Here is a 19,465-nt window from a genome sequence, read left to right as displayed (position 1 = left end):
AGCATTTTCAAGCGCGATGTTCCGCCGTATTCGAACGATGCGAGTGAGTGCGCTGGCGCGCCGGGTTTTTGTTCCCGTTGCGCGACGCCGCGAGATGGGCCTGCAAACGCTCGCATACGTCCTTTCTGCGCACGGGGTTCAGCGGATCGCACAGACGAATGGTCAGCGTTGCCGCTTGCATATGCAGTGGCAATAAAGCATCCGGTTCCGGCGCTTCCCATAGCACGACGGTGTTCGTGCCATCGGAAACCTGCACGATCTGAAAGCGTGCGAGGTCGATCTTTCCGAGCTCGTGAGGTTCGATCGAGTGATGCATGATGTCCCCGAAACAGTTCTCCATGTGCCGCCATCGCATGCAAGCACCGTGCCGATGGCGGCCATCCGCGCAACGCCGAAAACAGCTTGTTTCTCAGTGTAATTTTCAGCGTGGCGTTCGTGCAATAACGACAGTCGCTAACGCATGGGCGCGTCAATCGTCGGAGAAAACCGGACAGTCACTCGCCGTAGATGTCGAAGTCGAAGTACTTCTGCTCGATGCGCTTGTACGTGCCGTCCTTGATCATCGCGGCGATCGCGCCGTCGAGCTTTTCCTTCAGATCAGTGTCTTCCTTGCGCAAGCCGATTGCCGTCCCGGCGCCGAAAATGGCGCTGTCTTCGAGCGCCGGACCGGCGAAACCGTAAGGCTTGCCGCGCGGCGTATCGAGAAAGCCGCGTTCCGCTTGCACCGCGTTTTGCAGCGATGCATCGAGGCGGCCCGTAAGCAGGTCTGCATAGACCTGGTCCTGATCCGCATACGAAACGACCGTCACGCCCTTGGCGCCCCAATGCGCTTTGGCATACGTTTCCTGCATGGAGCCTTGTTCGACGCCGACCGATTTGCCCGCAAGTGATTCGGCCGTAGGCTCGATTTTCGAATCGCGTTTGGCGACGAGGCGCGTCGGCACGTGAAAGAGTTTGCTGGAGAAAGCGATCTGCTTGACGCGCGCGGGCGTCATCGACATGGTGGAGAGCACGCCGTCGAACTTGCGCGATTTGAGGCCCGGAATCATGCCGTCGAATGCGTTTTCAATCCACACGCATTTTGCTTGCACGCGCCGGCACAACTCATTGCCGACATCGATATCGAAACCGACGAGCTTGCCGTCCGGCGCTTTGGATTCGAACGGCGGATAGCTTGCGTCGACGCCAAAGCGAATGGTCGACCAGTCTTTAGCATGCGCGCCGATGGACACGGTCAGCATGGAACCCAACAACACAGTCAACAGCCTGTTCACGATCGTCCCTTTTCTTTAGCAATAGATTGGAATATTTCTGAACTGCCACAAGAATTATAAGGGGCCGCTTAACTGGAATAAAAAATGGCCGCGAGATTCGCGGCCATCGACAGCTTGAGGATTCTTTAGTTCGCACGCACTTCGATGCGGCGCGGACGTGCTTCTTCGCGGCGCGGAATGGTCAGCTTCAGCACGCCATTCGTGAGATTGGCATCGATCTTCGTGGTGTCGAAATCATCGCTGACGGTGAAGGCGCGGGCAAAGCGCGGCGCGCGCACTTCGGTGTGATGGACCCGCAATCCCGCCTGCGCGGATACCACCGCCTCGGCTTCGATATAGAGCCTTGCGTCATGCACTTTCACGTCGAGCCGGTCGCGCGGCACGCCGGGCAGGTCGGCCCATAGCGTGATGCCGTGGCTGTCTTCGACGATATCGACGGACGGGGTGATCGTTGCGCGGCGCACCGTGTCGTCGTTCTTGCGCGTGACTTCGCCTTCGTTGCGCTGGGCAATCTGGGTGGTGTCGGTCATGGTGAACTCCGGTCTTCGATTATTGAATGGTGATGGCGCGCGGCTTCGATGCTTCGCGCTTGCCGACGGTAATGGACAGCATGCCGTTTTCATAACGGGCCGCGACCTTGTCGACGTCCGCGTTCTGCGGCAGTTCGATCACGCGGCGGAAGCTGCCCGTGAAGCGCTCCTTGGCGTAGGTGCGCGCGCCTTCGGTCAGGGCTTCGGCCTTGCGCTCGCCGCTGATCGTGAGCGTGCCTTTGTCGACGGTGACATCGAGCGAGGAAGGATCGACGCCTGGCGCGAACGCCACGATTTCCACTGCGTCATCGGTGCTGCCGATATTCAATTGCGGAAAGACATCGGTGCGGCTCGAACGAATGCTCGAAGGGAGATTGCCGAACACTGTCGACATTTGCCGCTGCATGCGGTCGAGCTCATGGAACAGGTCGCCGCCAAAGTAGAAGTCACCCATGGTCCGGTCTCCAATAACGTGGATAAGTTGATCGATGAAGGCAGTGAGTGGCCACCGCCGTTGCATCGAAAATAGGAGCCGTGTCTATCGTTTCAATAGTGGACGACGTATTTTCCAGGCGTTTTTTTATTCGCTCTCGAACTCTTGAAAAGCGCTTCCTTGTGCCTAGATTCGATCGTTTGCACCAGTCGTGCGGACAACGCGACTGCTCTTACAATGAGCGCTTCACGGCTCATGGCGAGGACGGCACGATGAAGGTTGGCATATACGGCGCAGGCGCGATCGGCGGGTGGATCGGCGTGAAGCTCGCGCAGGCAGGATGCGATGTCAGCGTCGTCGCACGCGGCGCGACGCTCGACGCGCTCAGGACGCACGGCCTGCGGCTCGTCGAGCAGGACGCAACGCATGCGCTGCAGCTCGAAACGAGCGCGGCACCGGCCGATCTCGGGCCGCAGGACCTCGTCGTGATCGCGGTCAAAGCCCCGGCGATGGAATCGGTGGCCGCGCACATCGCGCCGCTCATCGGACCGCATACGACCGTGCTGACCGCGATGAACGGCGTGCCGTGGTGGTTCTGCGAAGGCCTGGGCGAAGCCTTCGCCGGCAAGCGCCTCGCATCGGTCGATCCGCACGGCGCGATCGCCGCGGCGATCCCCGTTGCGCAGACGGTCGGCTGCGTCGTCCATGCGAGCTGCTTCGTCGAAGCGCCGGGCTTGATTCGTCATCGGCAGGGCAAGGGGCTCATTCTCGGCGAAGCGGGCGGCACGCGTAGCGCGCGCGTCGAATCGCTCGTCGAACTCTTCGCCAGGGCGGGATTCGATGCGTCCATGTCGCCGCAAATTCAGCGTGATGTGTGGTTCAAGCTCTGGGGCAACATGACGATGAACCCGATCAGCGCAATCACCGGTGCGACGACGGACCGCATTCTTAGCGACGACCTGGTGCGCGATTTCGTCACGCGCGTGATGCTGGAAGCGAAAGATATCGGCGCGCGCTTCGGCATTGAAATCGAACAGGAACCGGCCGACCGTCACGCGGTCACGCTCAGGCTCGGGGCGATGAAAACCTCGATGCTGCAAGATGTCGAGGCACGCAAGGCCGTCGAACTCGATGCGCTCGTTGCTTCCGTGCGCGAACTCGGCGTGATGACCGGCGTGCCCACGCCGTTCACCGATGCGCTGCTCGGACTCGCGCGGCTGCATGCGCGCACGCTTGGACTTTATCCCGCGCAATGAGTGAGATCACGAATGAATCAGCAAGAGCCCACGAAGGAAACAAGCGAACTCACTGCGATGCGCGACCTTCTGCGCGAGTTCGTCCGTGAACGCGACTGGAGCCGTTTTCATTCGCCCAAGAACCTCGCGGCGGCGCTAAGCGTCGAAGCAAGCGAATTGCTTGAGCCGTTCACCTGGCTTTCGACCGGCGACAAAACCGAGCTCGATGACGCGAAGCTGCGCGCAGTCCGCCACGAAATGGCCGACGTCCTCGCGTATCTGGTGATGCTCGCCGATGCGCTCGATGTCGACCTGCATGGCGCACTGCTCGAGAAGATGGCGATCAATCGCGCGAAATATCCGGTGCATAAAGTGCGCGGCGATGCGCGCAAGTACAGCGAATACGATGAATGACGAAGGGCGCGCACAGGCTTGAGCTCGTCCGAACCCCAACGAAAACCAAGGACCGCCGATGGACTTTTCGCTTTCGCCAGAACTGACCGATTTGCAAGCCCGCGTGCGTACGTTCATTGCAGAAGAGATCGTGCCGTTCGAGCGCGATCCGCGTTGCACGCCGCATGGGCCCAACGAAGACTTGCGCGCCGAACTCATCGCCAAAGGGCGCAAGGCAGGCTTGTTGTCGAGCCATGTGTCGCCGGAGTTCGGCGGGCTTGGACTGGGACATGTCGCCAAGGCGATTCTTTTCGAAGAAGCGGGTTATTCGCCGCTTGGGCCGGTCGCACTGAATATTGCTGCGCCCGATGAAGGCAACATGCATCTGCTCGAAGCCATCGCGACGCCCGGGCAGAAAGAGCGATGGCTGCGTCCTCTGGCCGCCGGCGACATTCGCTCGTGCTTCTGCATGACGGAGCCGCCGCCGGGTGCGGGCGCCGACCCCGCGATGCTGCAAACCATCGCCACGCGCGATGGCGACGGGTACGTGATCGACGGCCGCAAGTGGTTCATCACCGGTGCGGAAGGCGCGGCCGTTGCGATCATCATGGCGAAGTTCGCCGACGGCCCCGCGACCATGTTTCTCGCCGATATGAAGAGCGAGGGCATCGTGATCGAGCGCTCGATGGATTCGCTCGATACATGCTTTCCGGGCGGTCATGGCGTCGTGCGCTTCGAGGGCCTGCGAGTGCCGGCCGAGAACGTGCTGGGCGAGCCGGGCGAAGGGTTTCGCTATGCACAGGTGCGTCTTTCGCCCGCGCGTCTTACGCACTGCATGCGCTGGCTCGGAGCGGCGCGCCGCGCTCACGATGTCGCGAGCGATTATGCGCGACGGCGTCAGGCGTTCGGCAAGGCGCTCGGCGAACACGAGGGTGTCGGCTTCATGCTTGCGGACAACGAGATGGACCTGCATGTGACGCGCCTCGCCATCTGGCACTGTGCGTGGGTGCTCGACCAGGGCGTGCTCGGCAAGCATGAATCGAGCATCGCGAAGGTCGTGTCGTCGGAGGCGCTATGGCGCGTCGTGGATCGTTCGGTTCAAGTGCTGGGCGGACAGGGCGTTACGCATGAAACCGTTGTCGCGCGGATTTTCGCGGACATGCGCGCGTTTCGCATCTACGATGGCCCGTCAGAAGTGCATCGCTGGAGCATCGCGCGACGCATCCTTCGCGCGGACAAGCCGCGCGCATAGTGTTTCAGGAGCCGGTCAACGCTCGTTGGGTTGCGCCGGCGCAGCGCGTTGCGTGATGACGCGGTTTGCCCTTATCGCGTTGTCGGGATAGTGAAGCCAGTCGTTCGGATCGTAGCCTGCCGCGATCCAGGCAGCCGCTTCCTGACGGACCTGGTCGCGCGTTCTCGGGGCATCGCCCGAAAGGGGTTGCGCGAGGGCGGATACAGTCGAGAATGCAGCCAGTGCAAGGACTGTCGATCGTGCGATTGCTTTCATGACGGTTCTCCAACGAAGCGGACCGGACGTCACGGCGTAACGGTATGTGCTGCACATGCACGGCGTATGCCCGTTACATCTGGTAGCGAACGGGCTTCCATTTTTACTACTTCGCGCGCTAAACGTTTCATCGACACCACGCTCGGGGAAAGCCCGTGTTGCGACGCAGCATTGCATTGATTATGCTGTTTAAGCAGCCGGCAATGCCGCAAAGAAACATCGTCCCTGAAAGGGGCTTAAACGAAGCGCCCGTCATCAAGGGCGTTCGTCTGCTGAACAGCGCGGCGAACGTCGACGTAGGAGCCGCATTTATGGAACTCACGAGATCATCGAATCCGACGTTACACGTCTTCCATCAGGAAGGCGGCTGGCATTGGGGAATCACTGTCGAACGCGCCGCAGGCGGCGGGATGAAAGTGGTCGCCTATAGCGACGAAGGGTTCGACTCCGAAGGCGAAGCACGCGAAGACGGCGAATACGTGCTGCGCTCGGAAGACTGGCGTTCGCGTCAGAGCTTCAGCCGCAGCGAGCGGCGCACGGGCTGCACGTAATCCTGGCGTAGCCGTTGCCGCTGCGCCTAAGTCGTTCACGTTCTCCTTCTTCGCTGCTTCTCCCGCCTTTCTTTTCCCTGAACCGCAAACGCGCGACACTGCATGTACCGCCGACACCGACGAGGCGCGCGACATGTCCCCCAGCCCCGATGACCCTCGTTTCATCATCCGCCGCATGAGCCAGGCCGACCTCGTGACGGCGCTCGACTGGGCCGCGGCCGAAGGCTGGAATCCCGGCCTCGACGATGCGCGCTGCTTCCACGCCGCTGATCCGGACGGTTTCTTCGTCGGCACATGGGATGGCGAGCCCATCGCCTGCATTTCCGCCGTGGCTTACGACGACGCGTTCGGTTTCATCGGCCTCTATATCGTGCGGCCGGAGTGGCGCGGCAAAGGCTTCGGCATACGTCTGTGGCGCGAGGGCATTGCTTGTCTCGGCGAGCGCAACATCGGCCTCGACGGCGTCGTTGCCCAGCAGTCCAACTATCGCAAGTCGGGCTTCGTGCTGGCGTATCGTAATGTGCGCTATCAGGGCATGGCGATGCACTATGACGCGCGATTGCCGGGCGTGACGGTCGTGGATGCCTCGAGCGTTCCGTTCGATCGTCTGCTCGACTACGACGCACGGTGCTTCGCGTCGATGCGTCCGGTGTTCCTGCGCGCGTGGCTCGCACAACACGAAGCGCGTGCTCTTGCCGCGCTCGATGGCGAAGTCCTGCGAGGTTACGGCGTCATTCGCCGTTGCCGGAGCGGACACAAGATCGGGCCGCTTTTCGCAGACGATTTACCGACTGCACGCGCGCTTTATCGTACGCTGGTTTCATCGGCCGAAGGCGAGGCCGTCTTTCTCGATGTCCCTGAAAGCAATGCATCGGCCGTCGCGCTCGCCGCCGGGCACGACATGACGATGGTGTTCGAAACGGCGCGCATGTACACGCGAGCGGCCCCGGCAGCGCCGCTCGATCATGTATTCGGCGTGACGACGTTCGAACTCGGCTAGCGCGACAAAGATTGCGAGCACCTACGCGCGCGGCCGGTCGATCGGCGGCGTGCCGTCGTGGAATAGCTTCTTCAACTCCGAGCGCAACTCGGGCGAATCTTCATGCCGATGGACGCTTACCGCGTGCTGCACGGCCGCTTCCATCAATTCGTCTTCGGAGTCGGCGGATAAAGCGACCGTGCAGTTCGTGTCGCTTGGAAATTCACGGCAATCGATGAATTTGCGTGCCATGGCATCCTCCTCGCATGAGACGCTATGTTGAGTATAGGCGTTGCTGCGCGCGTGAGGACTGGGTTTGCACGCGGGTTGGCACTCCGGTAACGTGTCGCCATGAATGCGATTCCCGACAAGACGCTCGACGCTTACCGCCTGGCGATTTATCGCGTTGAAGGCGAACCGCCGATCGACATGATCGTCGGAAAGAAAAATGACGCCATTGCTCCGCTCCTGACGCGCCACGGCGTGGCAAGCGCCGTGTTCGTCACGGCGTTCAATCCGTTCGGGCGGGAACTGAGCCAAGACGAGAACACGGCTTTGCAGAAGGCGCTCATCGCGCAGGTTCAACAGTCTGGGCGGACCGCATTGCCGGGCGCGGGCCTCGATCCCGATGGCGCGTGGACAGCAGAGGCCAGTCTTCTCGTGCTCGGCGCCGACGATCACACCGCCGATGAGCTGATGACCGCATTCAAACAAAACGCAGTCGTGATCGTGCAGCAAGACGGTGTGCCACGGCTGCGTCTGCATCCGCGATATCGTTGAACAAGGAGAGATTAATGCCGCTGGTTCGAATCGACCTGATGCAGGGCAAGGACGCGAGTTATCGCGCGACGATCGGAGAAGTGGTCTATGACGCGATGCGCGCCACCCTCGACGTGCCGGAGAACGATCGCTTCCAGATCATCGCGGAGCACGGCGCGGCGCAGTTCATCGTCGATCGCGGTTATCTGGGCATTAGCCGCACGGACGATTGCATCGTCATTCAGGTGACGTTGAATGAAGGACGTGACCTCGCGAAGAAGCGCGCGTTCTACAAGGCAATTGCCGATGGCTTGCACGAGCGGCTCAGCCTGCGACGTGAGGACGTTTTCATCAGCCTCGTCGAAGTGAAGAAGGAGAACTGGTCGTTCGGCAACGGCGAAGCGCAATACGCAGCAACGTAATACGAATGCGGACACAACTCTTGGCAGCAGGCGCGCCATCGGACGTGCGGGTGTGGCGCGTCGATATCGATCTGACCGCAACGCTTCCGCAAGCCGGCGCAAACGAACTGAATGCCACCGAACGCGCCCGCGCGCACCGCTTCTTGCGGCACCAGGACGCCGTTCGCTTCGTGGCAATGCGCGCGGCGCTGCGACGCGTGCTCGCAGCCGAACTCGACGTCGATCCGTCCAGGCTCGCATTCGACGTCGACGCCAACGGCAGACCGTTTCTATCGATGCCCGATGCTCCCGACTTCAACGTGTCGCATTCCGGCATGCACGGTCTGATCGCGGTTTCGTTCGGGCGGCGCGTGGGCGTGGATATCGAGGAAGCGCTGCCTCCGTTCGACTGGCGCGCACTGGAAGGCTCGGTGCTTCATCGCGATGACAAGCGTGCCATCGACGCCATGCCGCAAGCCGAAGCACGCGGCGCATTCTTCGCATGCTGGACCGCCAAGGAAGCCGTGTTGAAAGCACATGGCGATGGCATCGGCGGCAATACGCTGACCATGCCAGGCTTTTCCGTCTTGCCGCGCGAAGGCGTGCGTTATGCGATATCAGCCGAAGCGGGTGCGTTTCAGGCGATTGCGATTGCCGCACCGGCCGGCTATGCCGCAGCGCTGGCGTGGTCCGCAGTCACTCGGCCTTGGTGCGAATCAGATCCCGATGCGTGAGATAAAGCCGCAAATCGAATTCGATCTGATGGTAGCCAGGCTGCATTAATTCGCAAAGGCGATAGAACGCCTTGTTGTGCTCGCTTTCCTTGAGATGCGCGAGTTCGTGCACGATGATCATCCTGAGAAATTCGGGCGCCGTGTCCTTGAACAACGAGGCGACGCGTATCTCTTTCTTCGCCTTGAGCTTGCCGCCCTGCACGCGCGAGATGGCGGTATGCAGGCCGAGCGCATGACGCAGCACATCGAGCTTGCTGTCGTAGCACACCTTGTCGATGGCGGGCGCGACGCGCAAAAACTCATTCTTCAGATCCGTGCAGTACTGATACAGCGCGCGATCCGACTGAACCGCGTGCCGGTTGGGATAGCGCGCGTCGAGATAAGGCCCGAGTTGTTGCTGGGCGATGAGTCGGCGCACCTTGTCCTGTAGCGTATTCGGATAGGCGCTCAGGTATTTCAGGTGTTGCATGACGGCTTGATCGTTAAGAGGCTGATTGGGTCGATCGCACGCGAATTCCGCGCGCAACGGTTCTTGCAATCATTTTAGTCATAGCCGCGCCGGCTCGCCGGCGATGTGCGTCAGCGCCTGTCATCGACGCTCGCATTTGCGTAAGTTTATGTATCCGCATGCTCAGGAAAGGAAGCGTCATGCGAACATGCGCGGTTTCCTCAGCATGCGTTCCCAGGCAGGTTCCCTATGGCATCGAGCAAGGCCCATCACGCGACCGGATGGGCGGCGGGCATCATCGCGGCGGCGCTCGTCACCAAGGCCGCGGCAAGCGTCGATTACTTTGCGTGCGCGCTTGCGCTTCTCGGCGGCGTGGTCGGCGCGACTGCGCCGGATTGGCTTGAAGTGGCGTGGTGGACGAGAAAGCGCAAGCTGTGGATCACGCACCGGACGCTCACGCACTGGGGCATCGGCTGGGCCGCGCTTTTCGCTTTATGCTGGCATTACGTGGGAAGTCATCCGGCAGTGCCTTTCGCTTTGGGCTTTGCATGTGGCGGAATCATGCATCTGCTGGCGGACTGGCCGAATCCGATGGGCGTGCCGTGGATCGCCGGGCGTCACTCGCTGAAGCTATGGACGAGCGGTCATTGCGATCTCATTGTCGTCGGCGCGGCGTGGGTTGCAGCACTCTATGTGGCCGATGGCGTCTGGTTTCACCACGAGTATGGCCGCATGCTGCTTCATGCGCTGCGTGCCTAGAATATCCCGCTGCCTTACATATCGCTCAAGGAAAATTGCCCATGCACTCGAAACACGCGCTACGCGGCTTCTTTATCGCGCTTACCGTCTTTTTCACGATGCTCGCGCTCGGCGGTTGCGCGGGCTTCCTGAATCGTGATCCCATGCGCGTGAATGTTGCGGGCATCGAACCGCTCGAAGGGCAGGGACTCGAGATGCGCTTCGCGGTGAAATTACGCGTGCAGAATCCCAACGATACGCCGATCGATTTCGATGGCGTCGCGCTCGACCTCGATCTGAATGGCCGACCATTTGCGAGCGGCGTCAGTGCGCAGCGTGGCACGGTGCCTCGCTTCGGCGAGACGGTGCTGTCGGTGCCGGTGACGGTATCGGCGTGGTCGGTGGCGCGGCAAGCGCTCGGCTTTGCAAGCGGCGATGCATCGACCAAGGTGGCCTATGAAGCGCGCGGCCGGCTCGCGGGCGGCGCATTCGGCGGCGCACGTTTTTCGGACAAAGGCGCGATCGACTTTCCTGCCGGTGGCGGATTCGGCTATTGATCGTACCGGTTAGCGGCGCTTCTTTCGTCGCGTGCTCTTGGGCGGCGCAAGAGGCGTCAGGGCGGCCGTCCAGAAGTCCTTCATCTGCTTTCGCGCCTGGCGCTTGACGGCGGCTGTCGCATGACCGCGTGCCGATCCCGCGACCGCGTTTGCGCCGGAAAGCCACATGCCCAAATAAGGGTTCTTTCTGGTCCAGGGATTCTTCATGCGGTTCTCCCGTCTGACGCGTGTCATCAGGCGTCGAGAGGCGCATGCTTCGTGCCCGCGACGAGCGCCATGGGCGCTCGTCGCGTTGCACGGCCTGTCGACTGCGCTACTTAATGCGACAGTTGCAGGCCATTCGCGTGATCGTTGCGAATGTCGACGCGTGCGTTGCCCAACGTGGTATCGCGACGGCCAGCTTCTTCTACGCGCTTGTGTTCCTCGCGCACTTCACGATGCTCACGCTCATCGCGATGTTCGCGAGCTTGCTTGACGTTCTCGCGATGCTCTTTGCGCTCGGCCTTTTCGTAGTGCTTGAACTCGTGCGGCTTTGCAAAGACACCCGCCGACAGGCAAGCGATGACAGCGGCGGCAAGCAGTTTCTTCGTCATGGAACAACCTTTCTTGAGGACAGAGCAGACCGGGATGATCTGCATGTCCGAGAAACGCGCGCATCGTCCGAACGTTGACGCTCGCTATTCTGGTGTAAGGACATTTAACACTTAGTACCAAATCTGCCGTATGGGATTCTTCCAGAGACAGTAAGCGATCCATAACTTCACTTAAGACCCGTTTCCGGAAAAGTTGGCCGATGCATGCTAGATGTCATGCGTGAATTTACTGGCGCAGCACTTTACATTCTGCAATGTCGGTCCTTTAATCAACGAGCGGACAGTCACGTCCGTCATCGCAATCCCGCCTTATCGGGCGGATTCCTTGCGCTCTAGCGTTCCAGATGGCAGGGTCAGGCACGTCGCGGCGCGGTTTCTGATGCAGCGAGGTCTTCCATGGTCAACATTCCGGTCGAATCGATCGATACCCTCAAGACGGCAGTGCGCGGCAAGGTCATTGCGCCCGCCGACCCCGATTACGACGAAGCGCGCAAGGTGTGGAACGCGACCATCGACAGGCGCCCCGCATTGATCGTGCGTTGCGCCGGCACGGCCGATGTCATCGCGGCGATCGCGTTCGCGCGCGACAACGGGATGCTGTTATCGATACGCGGCGGCGCGCACAACATCGCGGGCAGCGCGGTCAGCGACGACGCATTGATGATCGATTTGTCCGCGATGAAGTCAGTGCGCGTCGATCCGCAATCGAAACGCGCGTATGTGGAGCCCGGCGCGTTGTTATCGGATCTCGATCACGAAGCGCAAGCCTTCGGACTGGCGACACCGCTCGGCATCAATTCGACGACGGGCGTTGCCGGCCTCACGCTCGGTGGCGGCTTCGGATGGATCAGCCGCAAGTTCGGCGTCACCGTCGATAATCTCGTCGCTGCGGACGTCGTCACGGCGGATGGCCAATGGCGGCGCGTGAGCGTGGAGTCGGAACCCGACTTGTTCTGGGCGTTGCGCGGCGGAGGCGGCAATTTCGGCGTGGTCACGCTGTTCGAATTTCGCCTGCACGAAGTGGGGCCGCAAGTGTATGGCGGGCTCGTGGTGTATCCGCTCGAACAGGCCGAAGAAGTGCTGCCGAAGTATCGTGACTTCGTCGCGGCCAGCCCCGACGAAATGACGGTATGGGCCGTGATGCGTCTTGCGCCGCCTTTGCCGTTCCTTCCGGAGGATGTGCATGGCAAGCCGGTCATTGCGCTAGCAAGCTGCTTTATCGGCCCGGTGGAGGACGGCGCGAAGGCGCTCGAACCCGTGCGGTCGTTCGGCACGCCGTATGGCGAACATCTGGGACCGATGCCCTTCGCCATGTGGCAGAAGGCGTTCGACCCGCTGCTCACGCCGGGTGCGCGCAATTACTGGAAGTCCCACAACTTCGCGTCCTTGAGCGACGAGACCTTCGACGTGCTCACGAAGGCCGTGCTCGCGGTGCCGTCGCCGCATTGCGAAGTGTTCATCGGGGCCATGGGCGGGCAGACCAACCGCGTTCCCGTCGACGCCACCGCGTATGCAAATCGCGACTCCATTTATACGATCAACATCCACGGCCGATGGACCGAAGCTGCGGATGACGAGAAGTGCACGCAATGGACCCGCGACATGTTCGCCGCGTTGACGCCACATGCGATAGGCAGCGTCTACGTGAACTTCCTGACGGGCGACGAGGGGGATCGCGTCAAAGCGGCGTATGGGCGGAACTTCGAGCGGCTTGCGGAAGTCAAGCGGCGTTACGATCCGGATAATCTGTTCCGCAGCAATCAGAACATCCAGCCCGCTTAAGGAATGACACGCGCCGCATAAGCGCTTCAGCGGCGCGCGTCCTGTACATTCACGTTCGATACCTCGTTGCTGCGCGCTTCGTACACCAGCTTCAGCGTTTCGCTGCTCAAACGCTCGCGCAATGCGCCGAGGAACTCCGGCTCGACCGCAAGCCGCAAGCGGTCGAAGCGATGACGCAACCGGCTTTCTTCAAGAAACGATGCGAGTGCTTTAGCGAAAGAGTCGCGGCCTTTGTCGATCGAATCGGCAGCCTGCAGCGCGGGATTTCGAATGTCCTCGACTTGCTGGAGATCGAGCGCGAGGCCCCGCGTTTCGAAGATCCGGGCGCGGCGGCCGTCTGCGGCGAGAACCCACGTAATGGCGGTCATGGTGCTCCTCCTGTCCGCCCGCCTTCGGGCGACGTTCAGGCATTGTGCGCCGAATCTTCGCCGTTGCGAATGCCTCACGTTGTCGATCAGTCGGGAAGCATGGAGCCGGCTTGTGCAAAGCGGGTGTGCAGGGCGAACGCTGCATCGAGCCGATGCGGTGTATGTCCGCCGAGCGCTGCTGCATCGCGATAGTAGTCACGCAAGAGATCGCGATAAAGCGGATGCGCGCAATGCTCGATCACTGCAAGCGCGCGCTCACGCGGCGCCAGACCCGTGAGATTCGCAAGCCCGCGTTCCGTGACGATCACGTCCACGTCGTGCTCGTTGTGATCGCAGTGCGGGACCATCGGAACGATGCTGGAGATGCGGCCGTCCTTCGCGATGGACTTCGTTGCAAACACCGCATACGACGCATTGCGCGCGAAGTCGCCGGAGCCGCCAATGCCGTTCATCATGTGCGTGCCGCCGACATGCGTGGAGTTGACGTTTCCGTAGATGTCCGCTTCGAGCGCGGTGTTGATGGCGATGAGCCCGAGGCGGCGAATCGCTTCGGGATGATTGCTCACCTCTTGCGGACGTAGAACAAGGCGCTCGCGATAGCGGTCGATCTCCCTGAACACTTGCTCCTGGCGCGTGGCAGAAAGCGTGATCGATGCGCCCGATGCAAACGAGAGCTTGCCTGCATCGAAGAGATCGAAAGTGGAATCCTGCAGGACTTCCGAATAAAGCGAGAGCGCTTCGAACGGCGATGCCGCAAAGCCGGACAAAACTGCATTGGCGATCGTGCCGATGCCCGCCTGCAGCGGCGGCAATCGTTTCGGCAGACGGCCGCGCGACACTTCATGCTGGAAGAATTCGACGAGATGTCCCGCGATCAGCGCGGTGTCTTCATCGGCGGGCAGCACAGTCGACGGACTGTCCGGCTGATTCGTCACGACGATCGCCGCGATCCTTTCCGGCGCGATGTCGATAGAGGGCGTCCCCACTCGATCCTCGACGCGCATCAAAGGCAGCGCCGCGCGCCCCGGACGCGGCGCAGGCGACCATACGTCGTGCAGTCCTTCGAGGCCCAGCGGCTGCGCAAGGTTGATCTCGACGATGACCTTCTTCGCCAGCATGGCGAAGGTCGCTGAATTACCGACCGACGTGCTCGGCACGATGCCGCCCGCTTCGGTGATGGCGACGGCTTCGATGATCGCGAGATCGAGCGCGCCGAGGCGATTGTCGCGCAAGAGCTCGACGGTCTCGGACAGATGCTGGTCGATGAACATGACTTCGCCGCGATTGATCGCGCGGCGCAAGGTAGCGTCGACCTGAAAGGGCAGGCGGCGTTCAAGCGCGCCGGCTTCGGTAAGAATGCGATCGATGTCGTTGCCGAGCGATGCACCGGTCATCAACGTGATGCGAAGCGGGCCGCTTTCTTCGCGCGCACGTCGCGCGATTTCCAGCGGCACGGCCTTGGCGTCGCCGGCGCGCGTGAAGCCGCTTGCCCCCACGCGCATGCCGTTGTGTACGAGCTGCGCGGCGACGGCTGCGGAAGTGATCTTTCCGCGCAGGGCGGCACAACGAATACGGTCATCCAACATCGATATCTCCACTAACACTGACTGGCTCGTGCCCCGGCCAGGGTCTCGTCTTCCGCCATTGAAACGGCGTATCAAAGCACGCGCGCTTCATTCAGCATGCATCGATGCGGCGCGTTAATCGGGTATGTCTTGCGTAGGCTTCGATGGTTGGCGGCAATGCGCGACGCCAGGATGCTGCGGACAGAGAGGGCAGGGCAACGGCGCGATTATTCGTTATCCCTCGCTGTTTTCATAGGCGGCGCATCGAAAGCGCAGCCTGCACCATGCGACTCTTTGCGCTTTGTCTAATTCGGCGCGCTTCAGTGTTGCAAACGCGCCGACATCGAACGCGAAGAATCAACTGCCGCCGAAGAAGACACTGCAATAGCTTGCAGGTCCCACGCATTCCTGCGCTCGCTGCGGCGCTTGCTTGGACTGCTGATTCGTGTCGCCTGCGGCTTTGTCAGAGGCAGGCATGGACGTTTGCGCAATCGCGAGCGATGCGCCCGTGAAAATGATTGCGGCAAGCATGATCTTCAACGGCTTCATGGTCTTTTCCTTTGAGACGTGTGCGCTGCGTCGGATGGTCAGGCACGCGGGCACTATAAGTCGCGTCATCCGGCGGATAAATCGTCCTGCGGGTAAGGCACATTTCCAGCTTGAGGAAGGATCGGCCTAGCGATGGGTATCGAAGGGCGCCGTGGGATCGACGAGTGCGCTGCGGATGAAATGCAGGCACGCCAGAACGCGCCGCAGGTCGCGTGCTGCCTGGGGCGCGCGCAGGCATTGGAGCAACGCATCGCTTGCGAATATCGACGATACGACAGCGTTGATCGCACGGCGCAGCGTCGCGCTCGATGGCGTGCGAAACAGCATTGCAACGCCATGCAGCATCTGTGCGATCGATGACGACCATGCGATGCGTACGGATACCGGTGCTTCGTCGATATTCACTGAAGCGCGCAGCGTGCGCAGATCGATCATCCCGTGTCCCACTTCGAGTGTGACGAGCATCCACGCGAGTGCGCGACGATGCTCGCGCGAGGAAGGCGTCATGAGTCCGAGCAATTGCGCCATGAGATCGTGCGTGCCCGAATGAAAGCGCTCGTTCAATCCGGAAAGCCGGCCTTCGCAGGCGAGCGCGGCCTGAGCGCGCAATGCGGCCAGCGTCTTGCCGACGAGCCACGGTGTACGAGGCGGCACGATGACAGCGCACGCGGTTGCGGTAACGAGCATCGATACGACGATCGCAATGCCGTTGTTGAGCAAGAGGCCGGGATCGTAGACGACGGCGTTATCCGGTGCGGCGAGCAGACAGAAGAACACGCAGAAGCCGATGCCATACCCGGCGATGACAGAACGCATCGCGATAAATGCGCCTGCTGCAAGCGGCGGCGCGAGCACCACGCACAGGAGCGCAAAGCCGTCGATAGCGGGATACACATGACACAGGTAGACGTAGCCGAGTACCGTTGCAAGGGCCGCGCCGGCCGCCATTTGCGCGACGAACTTCGCCGGCTTCGCCGATGCGGACGACAATGCGCAAGCGAGCGTCGCTGCAATGACCGCGAGTCCGCCGCTCGGCCACGCTGTCGCGATCCAGAACCATGCGACCGCCGCAATGACCACGCCCGAGCGAACGAAAGTCGCCGCGACGACGAAACGATTCGTCGTCGCGGCATAGCGCGGACCGGTGCGCTCATCGCGTGAGGATGGGTAATGCTCTCCGCTTGCGATGGATGCGCGCATCCGCATCAGACGAACGATGTCGCGCGTAAAGCGGCCGAGCAATTCCAGACTGGTCGTGACATCGATGTTCGATGTATCGCTAAGACGTTCGTCTAGCGATGTGGCGAAGCGCTTCAGCGCGCGTTCATCGCAAGGCGATGAAGCCAGCAGGTTCGCGAGCTCGTGAAGACATAATGCAAGCGCGGAATGCTCGTCGATCAAACCGAGCCGTTTGATGCACTGGTCCAGCGCATGCAGACGCGCACAGGCATCCATGAATGCGTTGTTCAATTGCGCGAGTAGCAGACGTTGGCGGCGCAGGGCAGGGTTCTCGTAAGCCGCAATACGCCGTGTCGATTCGAATCCGACAATCTCTTCGACAAGCCTCGCATATCGGCGCTCACGCACGCGGCGCTTCAGGCCACCGCGCAGCACGCTTGCGGCGAAGTCATTGAAACTGGCTTCCCGTTGCTCGAGCGCGGAAACAAGTGTCGCGCTTGCATGACGCGGCAACACGAGCGCACTGACCACGCTCGAGCACAGTATGCCGATCATCACTTCGGCGCCGCGCGTGAGCGTTGCGAGCAGCAATTGATCCGGCGCGGTCACGACAGGCACGCCGATCAAGGCAGCCGTGTATCCCGCCAGCACGAAGCCATACCACCGGAATTGCCGATGCCGCACAGCGAGGGCCGTGCATGCCGCGACCCAGATCGTCAATCCGAATGCATAGAGTTCTGCCGCCTGAACGAACACCGCGCCGAGCAGGAGCGCCGCGATCATGCCGAGCGCCGTGCCCGCGAAGCGATACACGCTCTTTGCGAGTACCATGCCCGAGAACGGCTGCATCAGCACGAACGTCGTCGTCATTGCAATGCGCGGCTGCGAAAGTTCCAGGCGCATGGCGACGCCCATCGCAATGAACGAGGCAAGCAGCGTCTTCAGAAGATGCAGCCAGACACTGCCATCGGTGGCGATCCAGTCGCGCAGGCCGTCGATGACTTCTCGCGCACAAGCTGCGCCTGCACGCGGCTGATCCATGAACGACATGCTTTTGCCCGCTGCGTCCCTTTCGTGAAGCAGCCGATTGTAGGCAGCACCGGATCATGGATTAATGAGGGAATCAGGGAACATTCTTTCCAGATTCGATAACAATGCTTGTGGCAATTGAGCGGACAATACCGTCCCTCTGGCAACTGTGAAGGTTTGATGGACACCCTACAGAACATGCGGGTATTCGCCCGCGTGATCGAAGCCGGCAGCTTCACGGCCGCGGCTCAATCGATGAACTCGACGACAGGCGCGATGTCGCGCGCCGTGTCGGAACTCGAAGCTCACTTGCGCACGCGATTGATGAACCGCTCGACGCGGCGTCTCGCGCTCACGTCGGCTGGCGAGCGCTATCTGAAGCGCGTCTTGCAGATACTCGCCGATATCGACGGCGCGGAAGAAGAAGCAAGCGGCGCGCATGAGCATCCATCGGGCACGCTGCGCATGTTCAGTTTCGCAAGCGTGGGTCAGCACTATATTCTTCCGGCCATCGCCCGTTATCGCGCGCTCTATCCCGACGTGAAGGTGGAGTTGACGCTATCGCAGCGCATGCCGGATCTTTTCGAAGGCAGCAGCGATGTCGCGGTGGTATCGGCGGGAACGTTGTCGGATTCGGAAGTGATATCACATCGGCTCGGAAGCACGTTCAGCATCCTTTGCGCATCGCCGGGCTATATCGATGCACGCGGCACGCCCGAGCAGCCCGCCGACCTCGCCAGTCACGATTGCCTCACCTTGCAGACGCCTGCGTTTCCCGCACGCGAATGGACGCTCGAAGGACCGCAAGGCCGCGAGACGTTGCAGATCAGCGGGACGGTGCAGGTGAATATCGCAGAATCACTCGTGGTGGCGATACGCGAAGGCATGGGTATCGGCATGTTGCCGCTCTACGCTGCAATCGACGGCTTGCGCAATGGCTCGCTCGTGCGCGTGCTGCCGCAGTACACGCTGCAGCATACGAATCTCTATGCGCTTTATGCGTCGCGCAAGTTCGTCGATGCAAAGACGCGCACGTGGGTCGAGTTTCTGCGTGCACATCTGCCCGATGTGATCGCGCGTGATGAAGCGCTGCTCGAGGAACTCGCGCAAGACCATTGAGCGGTCACGTTTCGCTCCACATGCGCAGCAGATTGTGATAGCAGCCGACGAGCGTGCGTTTGGCGGCTTCATCGCCGTTGGTCGCATTCAGGCGTTGAATGGAGTTGTCGAGATCGAATAGCAGCGCGCGCTGGGCGTCGTCGCGAACGAGGCTCTGCGTCCAGAAGAAACTCGCCACACGTGCGCCGCGCGTAACGGGGCGCACCTGATGCAAGCTCGTCGCGGGATACACGATTGCGTGTCCCGCGGGCAGCTTCACTTCCTGCACGCCATACGTGTCTTCGATCACTAGCTCGCCGCCGTCGTAGTCTTCGGGGCGTGAAAGAAACAGTGTGACGGACACATCGGTGCGAACGCGAGCGCCATGTCCCGGCACGATGCGAATGGCGCCATCGACATGACTGCCGAAATGCATGCCGCCTTCATAGCGGTTGAATAGCGGTGGATACACGCGATTCGGCAGCACCGCGCTGATGAAAAGCGGATGACGCTCGAGCGCGCCGACGATCATATCGCCCAGTTCGCGCGCGATGGGCGAGCCTTCTGCAATCTGCTGATTGCGCTTGACCGGCGCGCCCTGATAGCCCGCGGTCGCGCGCCCATCGACCCATGCGTCGCTGGCTTCGAGACGTGCACGCATCGCGGCGGCGTCTTCGGGACTGAGTACGTTCGGTATCGAAAGAATCATGATTCGGCAAGTCACTTGACGCGCGCGCCGCTTCTTCGAGCGATGAAACGGCGC

General features: G+C 61.4%; 26 protein-coding genes. 12 read left to right on the top strand and 14 right to left on the bottom strand.

Annotation, left to right across the window (positions count from 1 at the left end; translation table 11 throughout):
• Positions 1 to 7: 7 nt before the first annotated feature.
• The 4 genes from P9220_RS17870 to P9220_RS17855 form a co-directional block, all read right to left on the bottom strand.
• A complete protein-coding gene (locus P9220_RS17870) occupies positions 8 to 340 on the bottom strand; it encodes a hypothetical protein (RefSeq protein ID WP_309766397.1) in 333 nt (110 codons plus the stop codon).
• Between the two features lie 154 nt (positions 341 to 494).
• A complete protein-coding gene (locus P9220_RS17865; protein ID WP_309766395.1) occupies positions 495 to 1,274 on the bottom strand; it encodes an ABC transporter substrate-binding protein in 780 nt (259 codons plus the stop codon).
• Between the two features lie 125 nt (positions 1,275 to 1,399).
• Complete coding sequence (locus P9220_RS17860) at positions 1,400 to 1,804, bottom strand: Hsp20/alpha crystallin family protein (RefSeq protein WP_309766393.1); 405 nt, start codon at positions 1,802 to 1,804, stop codon at positions 1,400 to 1,402.
• Positions 1,805 to 1,823: 19 nt separating this feature from the next.
• The gene (locus P9220_RS17855; protein WP_309766390.1) at positions 1,824 to 2,258 is read right to left on the bottom strand and encodes an Hsp20/alpha crystallin family protein; all 435 of its coding nucleotides are present in this window, start codon (positions 2,256 to 2,258) and stop codon (positions 1,824 to 1,826) included.
• A gap of 251 nt (positions 2,259 to 2,509) precedes the next feature.
• On the opposite strand from P9220_RS17855, the gene P9220_RS17850 reads away from it, so the two are divergent.
• From P9220_RS17850 to P9220_RS17840, 3 genes are read left to right on the top strand one after another with little or no spacing between them, the layout of a single operon-like run.
• The gene (locus P9220_RS17850) at positions 2,510 to 3,493 is read left to right on the top strand and encodes a 2-dehydropantoate 2-reductase (protein ID WP_309766389.1); all 984 of its coding nucleotides are present in this window, start codon (positions 2,510 to 2,512) and stop codon (positions 3,491 to 3,493) included.
• A 12-nt stretch (positions 3,494 to 3,505) separates the two neighbouring features.
• Positions 3,506 to 3,886: a nucleotide pyrophosphohydrolase gene (locus tag P9220_RS17845; protein ID WP_309766387.1), complete on the top strand. Its 381-nt coding sequence runs from the start codon at positions 3,506 to 3,508 to the stop codon at positions 3,884 to 3,886.
• 58 nt (positions 3,887 to 3,944) lie between these two features.
• The gene (locus P9220_RS17840; protein ID WP_309766386.1) at positions 3,945 to 5,117 is read left to right on the top strand and encodes an acyl-CoA dehydrogenase family protein; all 1,173 of its coding nucleotides are present in this window, start codon (positions 3,945 to 3,947) and stop codon (positions 5,115 to 5,117) included.
• A 15-nt stretch (positions 5,118 to 5,132) separates the two neighbouring features.
• Here P9220_RS17840 and P9220_RS17835 read toward each other — a convergent pair whose 3' ends face one another.
• Positions 5,133 to 5,372 carry a DUF4148 domain-containing protein gene (locus P9220_RS17835; protein ID WP_309766385.1) on the bottom strand — a complete coding sequence of 80 codons (240 nt, stop codon included), beginning with the start codon at positions 5,370 to 5,372 and terminating at the stop codon, positions 5,133 to 5,135.
• A gap of 311 nt (positions 5,373 to 5,683) precedes the next feature.
• Between P9220_RS17835 and P9220_RS17830 the strand changes: the two genes are divergently transcribed.
• A complete protein-coding gene (locus P9220_RS17830) occupies positions 5,684 to 5,923 on the top strand; it encodes a hypothetical protein (protein WP_309766818.1) in 240 nt (79 codons plus the stop codon).
• 133 nt (positions 5,924 to 6,056) lie between these two features.
• A complete protein-coding gene (locus P9220_RS17825; protein WP_309766384.1) occupies positions 6,057 to 6,923 on the top strand; it encodes a GNAT family N-acetyltransferase in 867 nt (288 codons plus the stop codon).
• 21 nt (positions 6,924 to 6,944) lie between these two features.
• Here P9220_RS17825 and P9220_RS17820 read toward each other — a convergent pair whose 3' ends face one another.
• Positions 6,945 to 7,154 (bottom strand): DUF1059 domain-containing protein, encoded by a 210-nt coding sequence (locus P9220_RS17820; RefSeq protein ID WP_309766382.1) that lies wholly within the window; start codon positions 7,152 to 7,154, stop codon positions 6,945 to 6,947.
• A 99-nt stretch (positions 7,155 to 7,253) separates the two neighbouring features.
• Between P9220_RS17820 and P9220_RS17815 the strand changes: the two genes are divergently transcribed.
• The 3 genes from P9220_RS17815 to P9220_RS17805 are packed head-to-tail and all read left to right on the top strand — an operon-like array spanning position 7,254 to position 8,796.
• Positions 7,254 to 7,682, top strand: coding sequence for a DUF3293 domain-containing protein (locus P9220_RS17815; RefSeq protein ID WP_309766380.1), 429 nt, complete (start codon positions 7,254 to 7,256; stop codon positions 7,680 to 7,682).
• A gap of 14 nt (positions 7,683 to 7,696) precedes the next feature.
• Positions 7,697 to 8,083: a tautomerase family protein gene (locus P9220_RS17810; protein WP_309766379.1), complete on the top strand. Its 387-nt coding sequence runs from the start codon at positions 7,697 to 7,699 to the stop codon at positions 8,081 to 8,083.
• A 5-nt stretch (positions 8,084 to 8,088) separates the two neighbouring features.
• On the top strand, positions 8,089 to 8,796 hold the full coding sequence (locus P9220_RS17805; protein ID WP_309766378.1) for a 4'-phosphopantetheinyl transferase superfamily protein: 708 nt from the start codon (positions 8,089 to 8,091) through the stop codon (positions 8,794 to 8,796).
• On the opposite strand, the gene P9220_RS17800 is transcribed toward P9220_RS17805, so the two are convergent.
• A complete protein-coding gene (locus P9220_RS17800) occupies positions 8,759 to 9,265 on the bottom strand; it encodes a M48 family metallopeptidase (RefSeq protein ID WP_309766376.1) in 507 nt (168 codons plus the stop codon). The genes P9220_RS17805 and P9220_RS17800 overlap by 38 nt on opposite strands.
• 228 nt (positions 9,266 to 9,493) lie before the next feature.
• On the opposite strand from P9220_RS17800, the gene P9220_RS17795 reads away from it, so the two are divergent.
• Both P9220_RS17795 and P9220_RS17790 read left to right on the top strand, forming a co-directional pair.
• Complete coding sequence (locus P9220_RS17795; protein WP_309766375.1) at positions 9,494 to 10,003, top strand: metal-dependent hydrolase; 510 nt, start codon at positions 9,494 to 9,496, stop codon at positions 10,001 to 10,003.
• A 41-nt stretch (positions 10,004 to 10,044) separates the two neighbouring features.
• Positions 10,045 to 10,539, top strand: a complete 495-nt coding sequence (locus tag P9220_RS17790) for an LEA type 2 family protein (protein ID WP_309766374.1) — start codon at positions 10,045 to 10,047, stop codon at positions 10,537 to 10,539.
• Between the two features lie 9 nt (positions 10,540 to 10,548).
• Here P9220_RS17790 and P9220_RS17785 read toward each other — a convergent pair whose 3' ends face one another.
• Together P9220_RS17785 and P9220_RS17780 are read right to left on the bottom strand one after the other, a co-directional pair.
• Positions 10,549 to 10,746, bottom strand: a complete 198-nt coding sequence (locus P9220_RS17785) for a hypothetical protein (RefSeq protein WP_309766372.1) — start codon at positions 10,744 to 10,746, stop codon at positions 10,549 to 10,551.
• Positions 10,747 to 10,856: 110 nt separating this feature from the next.
• Positions 10,857 to 11,132 (bottom strand): hypothetical protein, encoded by a 276-nt coding sequence (locus P9220_RS17780; protein WP_309766370.1) that lies wholly within the window; start codon positions 11,130 to 11,132, stop codon positions 10,857 to 10,859.
• A 396-nt stretch (positions 11,133 to 11,528) separates the two neighbouring features.
• Between P9220_RS17780 and P9220_RS17775 the strand changes: the two genes are divergently transcribed.
• A complete protein-coding gene (locus P9220_RS17775; protein WP_309766368.1) occupies positions 11,529 to 12,914 on the top strand; it encodes an FAD-binding oxidoreductase in 1,386 nt (461 codons plus the stop codon).
• A 26-nt stretch (positions 12,915 to 12,940) separates the two neighbouring features.
• Here the strand turns inward: P9220_RS17775 and P9220_RS17770 are convergent, their stop codons facing one another.
• The 4 genes from P9220_RS17770 to P9220_RS17755 form a co-directional block, all read right to left on the bottom strand.
• Positions 12,941 to 13,282, bottom strand: coding sequence for a host attachment protein (locus tag P9220_RS17770; RefSeq protein ID WP_309766367.1), 342 nt, complete (start codon positions 13,280 to 13,282; stop codon positions 12,941 to 12,943).
• 86 nt (positions 13,283 to 13,368) lie between these two features.
• The gene (locus tag P9220_RS17765) at positions 13,369 to 14,868 is read right to left on the bottom strand and encodes a succinate CoA transferase (RefSeq protein WP_309766366.1); all 1,500 of its coding nucleotides are present in this window, start codon (positions 14,866 to 14,868) and stop codon (positions 13,369 to 13,371) included.
• Positions 14,869 to 15,204: 336 nt separating this feature from the next.
• Positions 15,205 to 15,396 carry a hypothetical protein gene (locus P9220_RS17760; RefSeq protein WP_309766365.1) on the bottom strand — a complete coding sequence of 64 codons (192 nt, stop codon included), beginning with the start codon at positions 15,394 to 15,396 and terminating at the stop codon, positions 15,205 to 15,207.
• Between the two features lie 126 nt (positions 15,397 to 15,522).
• The gene (locus tag P9220_RS17755; protein ID WP_309766364.1) at positions 15,523 to 17,616 is read right to left on the bottom strand and encodes an FUSC family protein; all 2,094 of its coding nucleotides are present in this window, start codon (positions 17,614 to 17,616) and stop codon (positions 15,523 to 15,525) included.
• A 168-nt stretch (positions 17,617 to 17,784) separates the two neighbouring features.
• Between P9220_RS17755 and P9220_RS17750 the strand changes: the two genes are divergently transcribed.
• Positions 17,785 to 18,723, top strand: coding sequence for a LysR family transcriptional regulator (locus P9220_RS17750; RefSeq protein ID WP_309766363.1), 939 nt, complete (start codon positions 17,785 to 17,787; stop codon positions 18,721 to 18,723).
• Between the two features lie 4 nt (positions 18,724 to 18,727).
• On the opposite strand, the gene P9220_RS17745 is transcribed toward P9220_RS17750, so the two are convergent.
• Positions 18,728 to 19,411, bottom strand: a complete 684-nt coding sequence (locus P9220_RS17745; protein ID WP_309766361.1) for a Fe2+-dependent dioxygenase — start codon at positions 19,409 to 19,411, stop codon at positions 18,728 to 18,730.
• Positions 19,412 to 19,465 lie beyond the last annotated feature (54 nt).

This window comes from Caballeronia sp. LZ016 (genome assembly GCF_031450805.1).
In the GTDB taxonomy this organism is placed as follows: domain Bacteria; phylum Pseudomonadota; class Gammaproteobacteria; order Burkholderiales; family Burkholderiaceae; genus Caballeronia.
The sequence above is the reverse complement of the archived record's forward strand: the minus strand, read 5'-3'. Positions and strand labels throughout refer to the sequence as shown.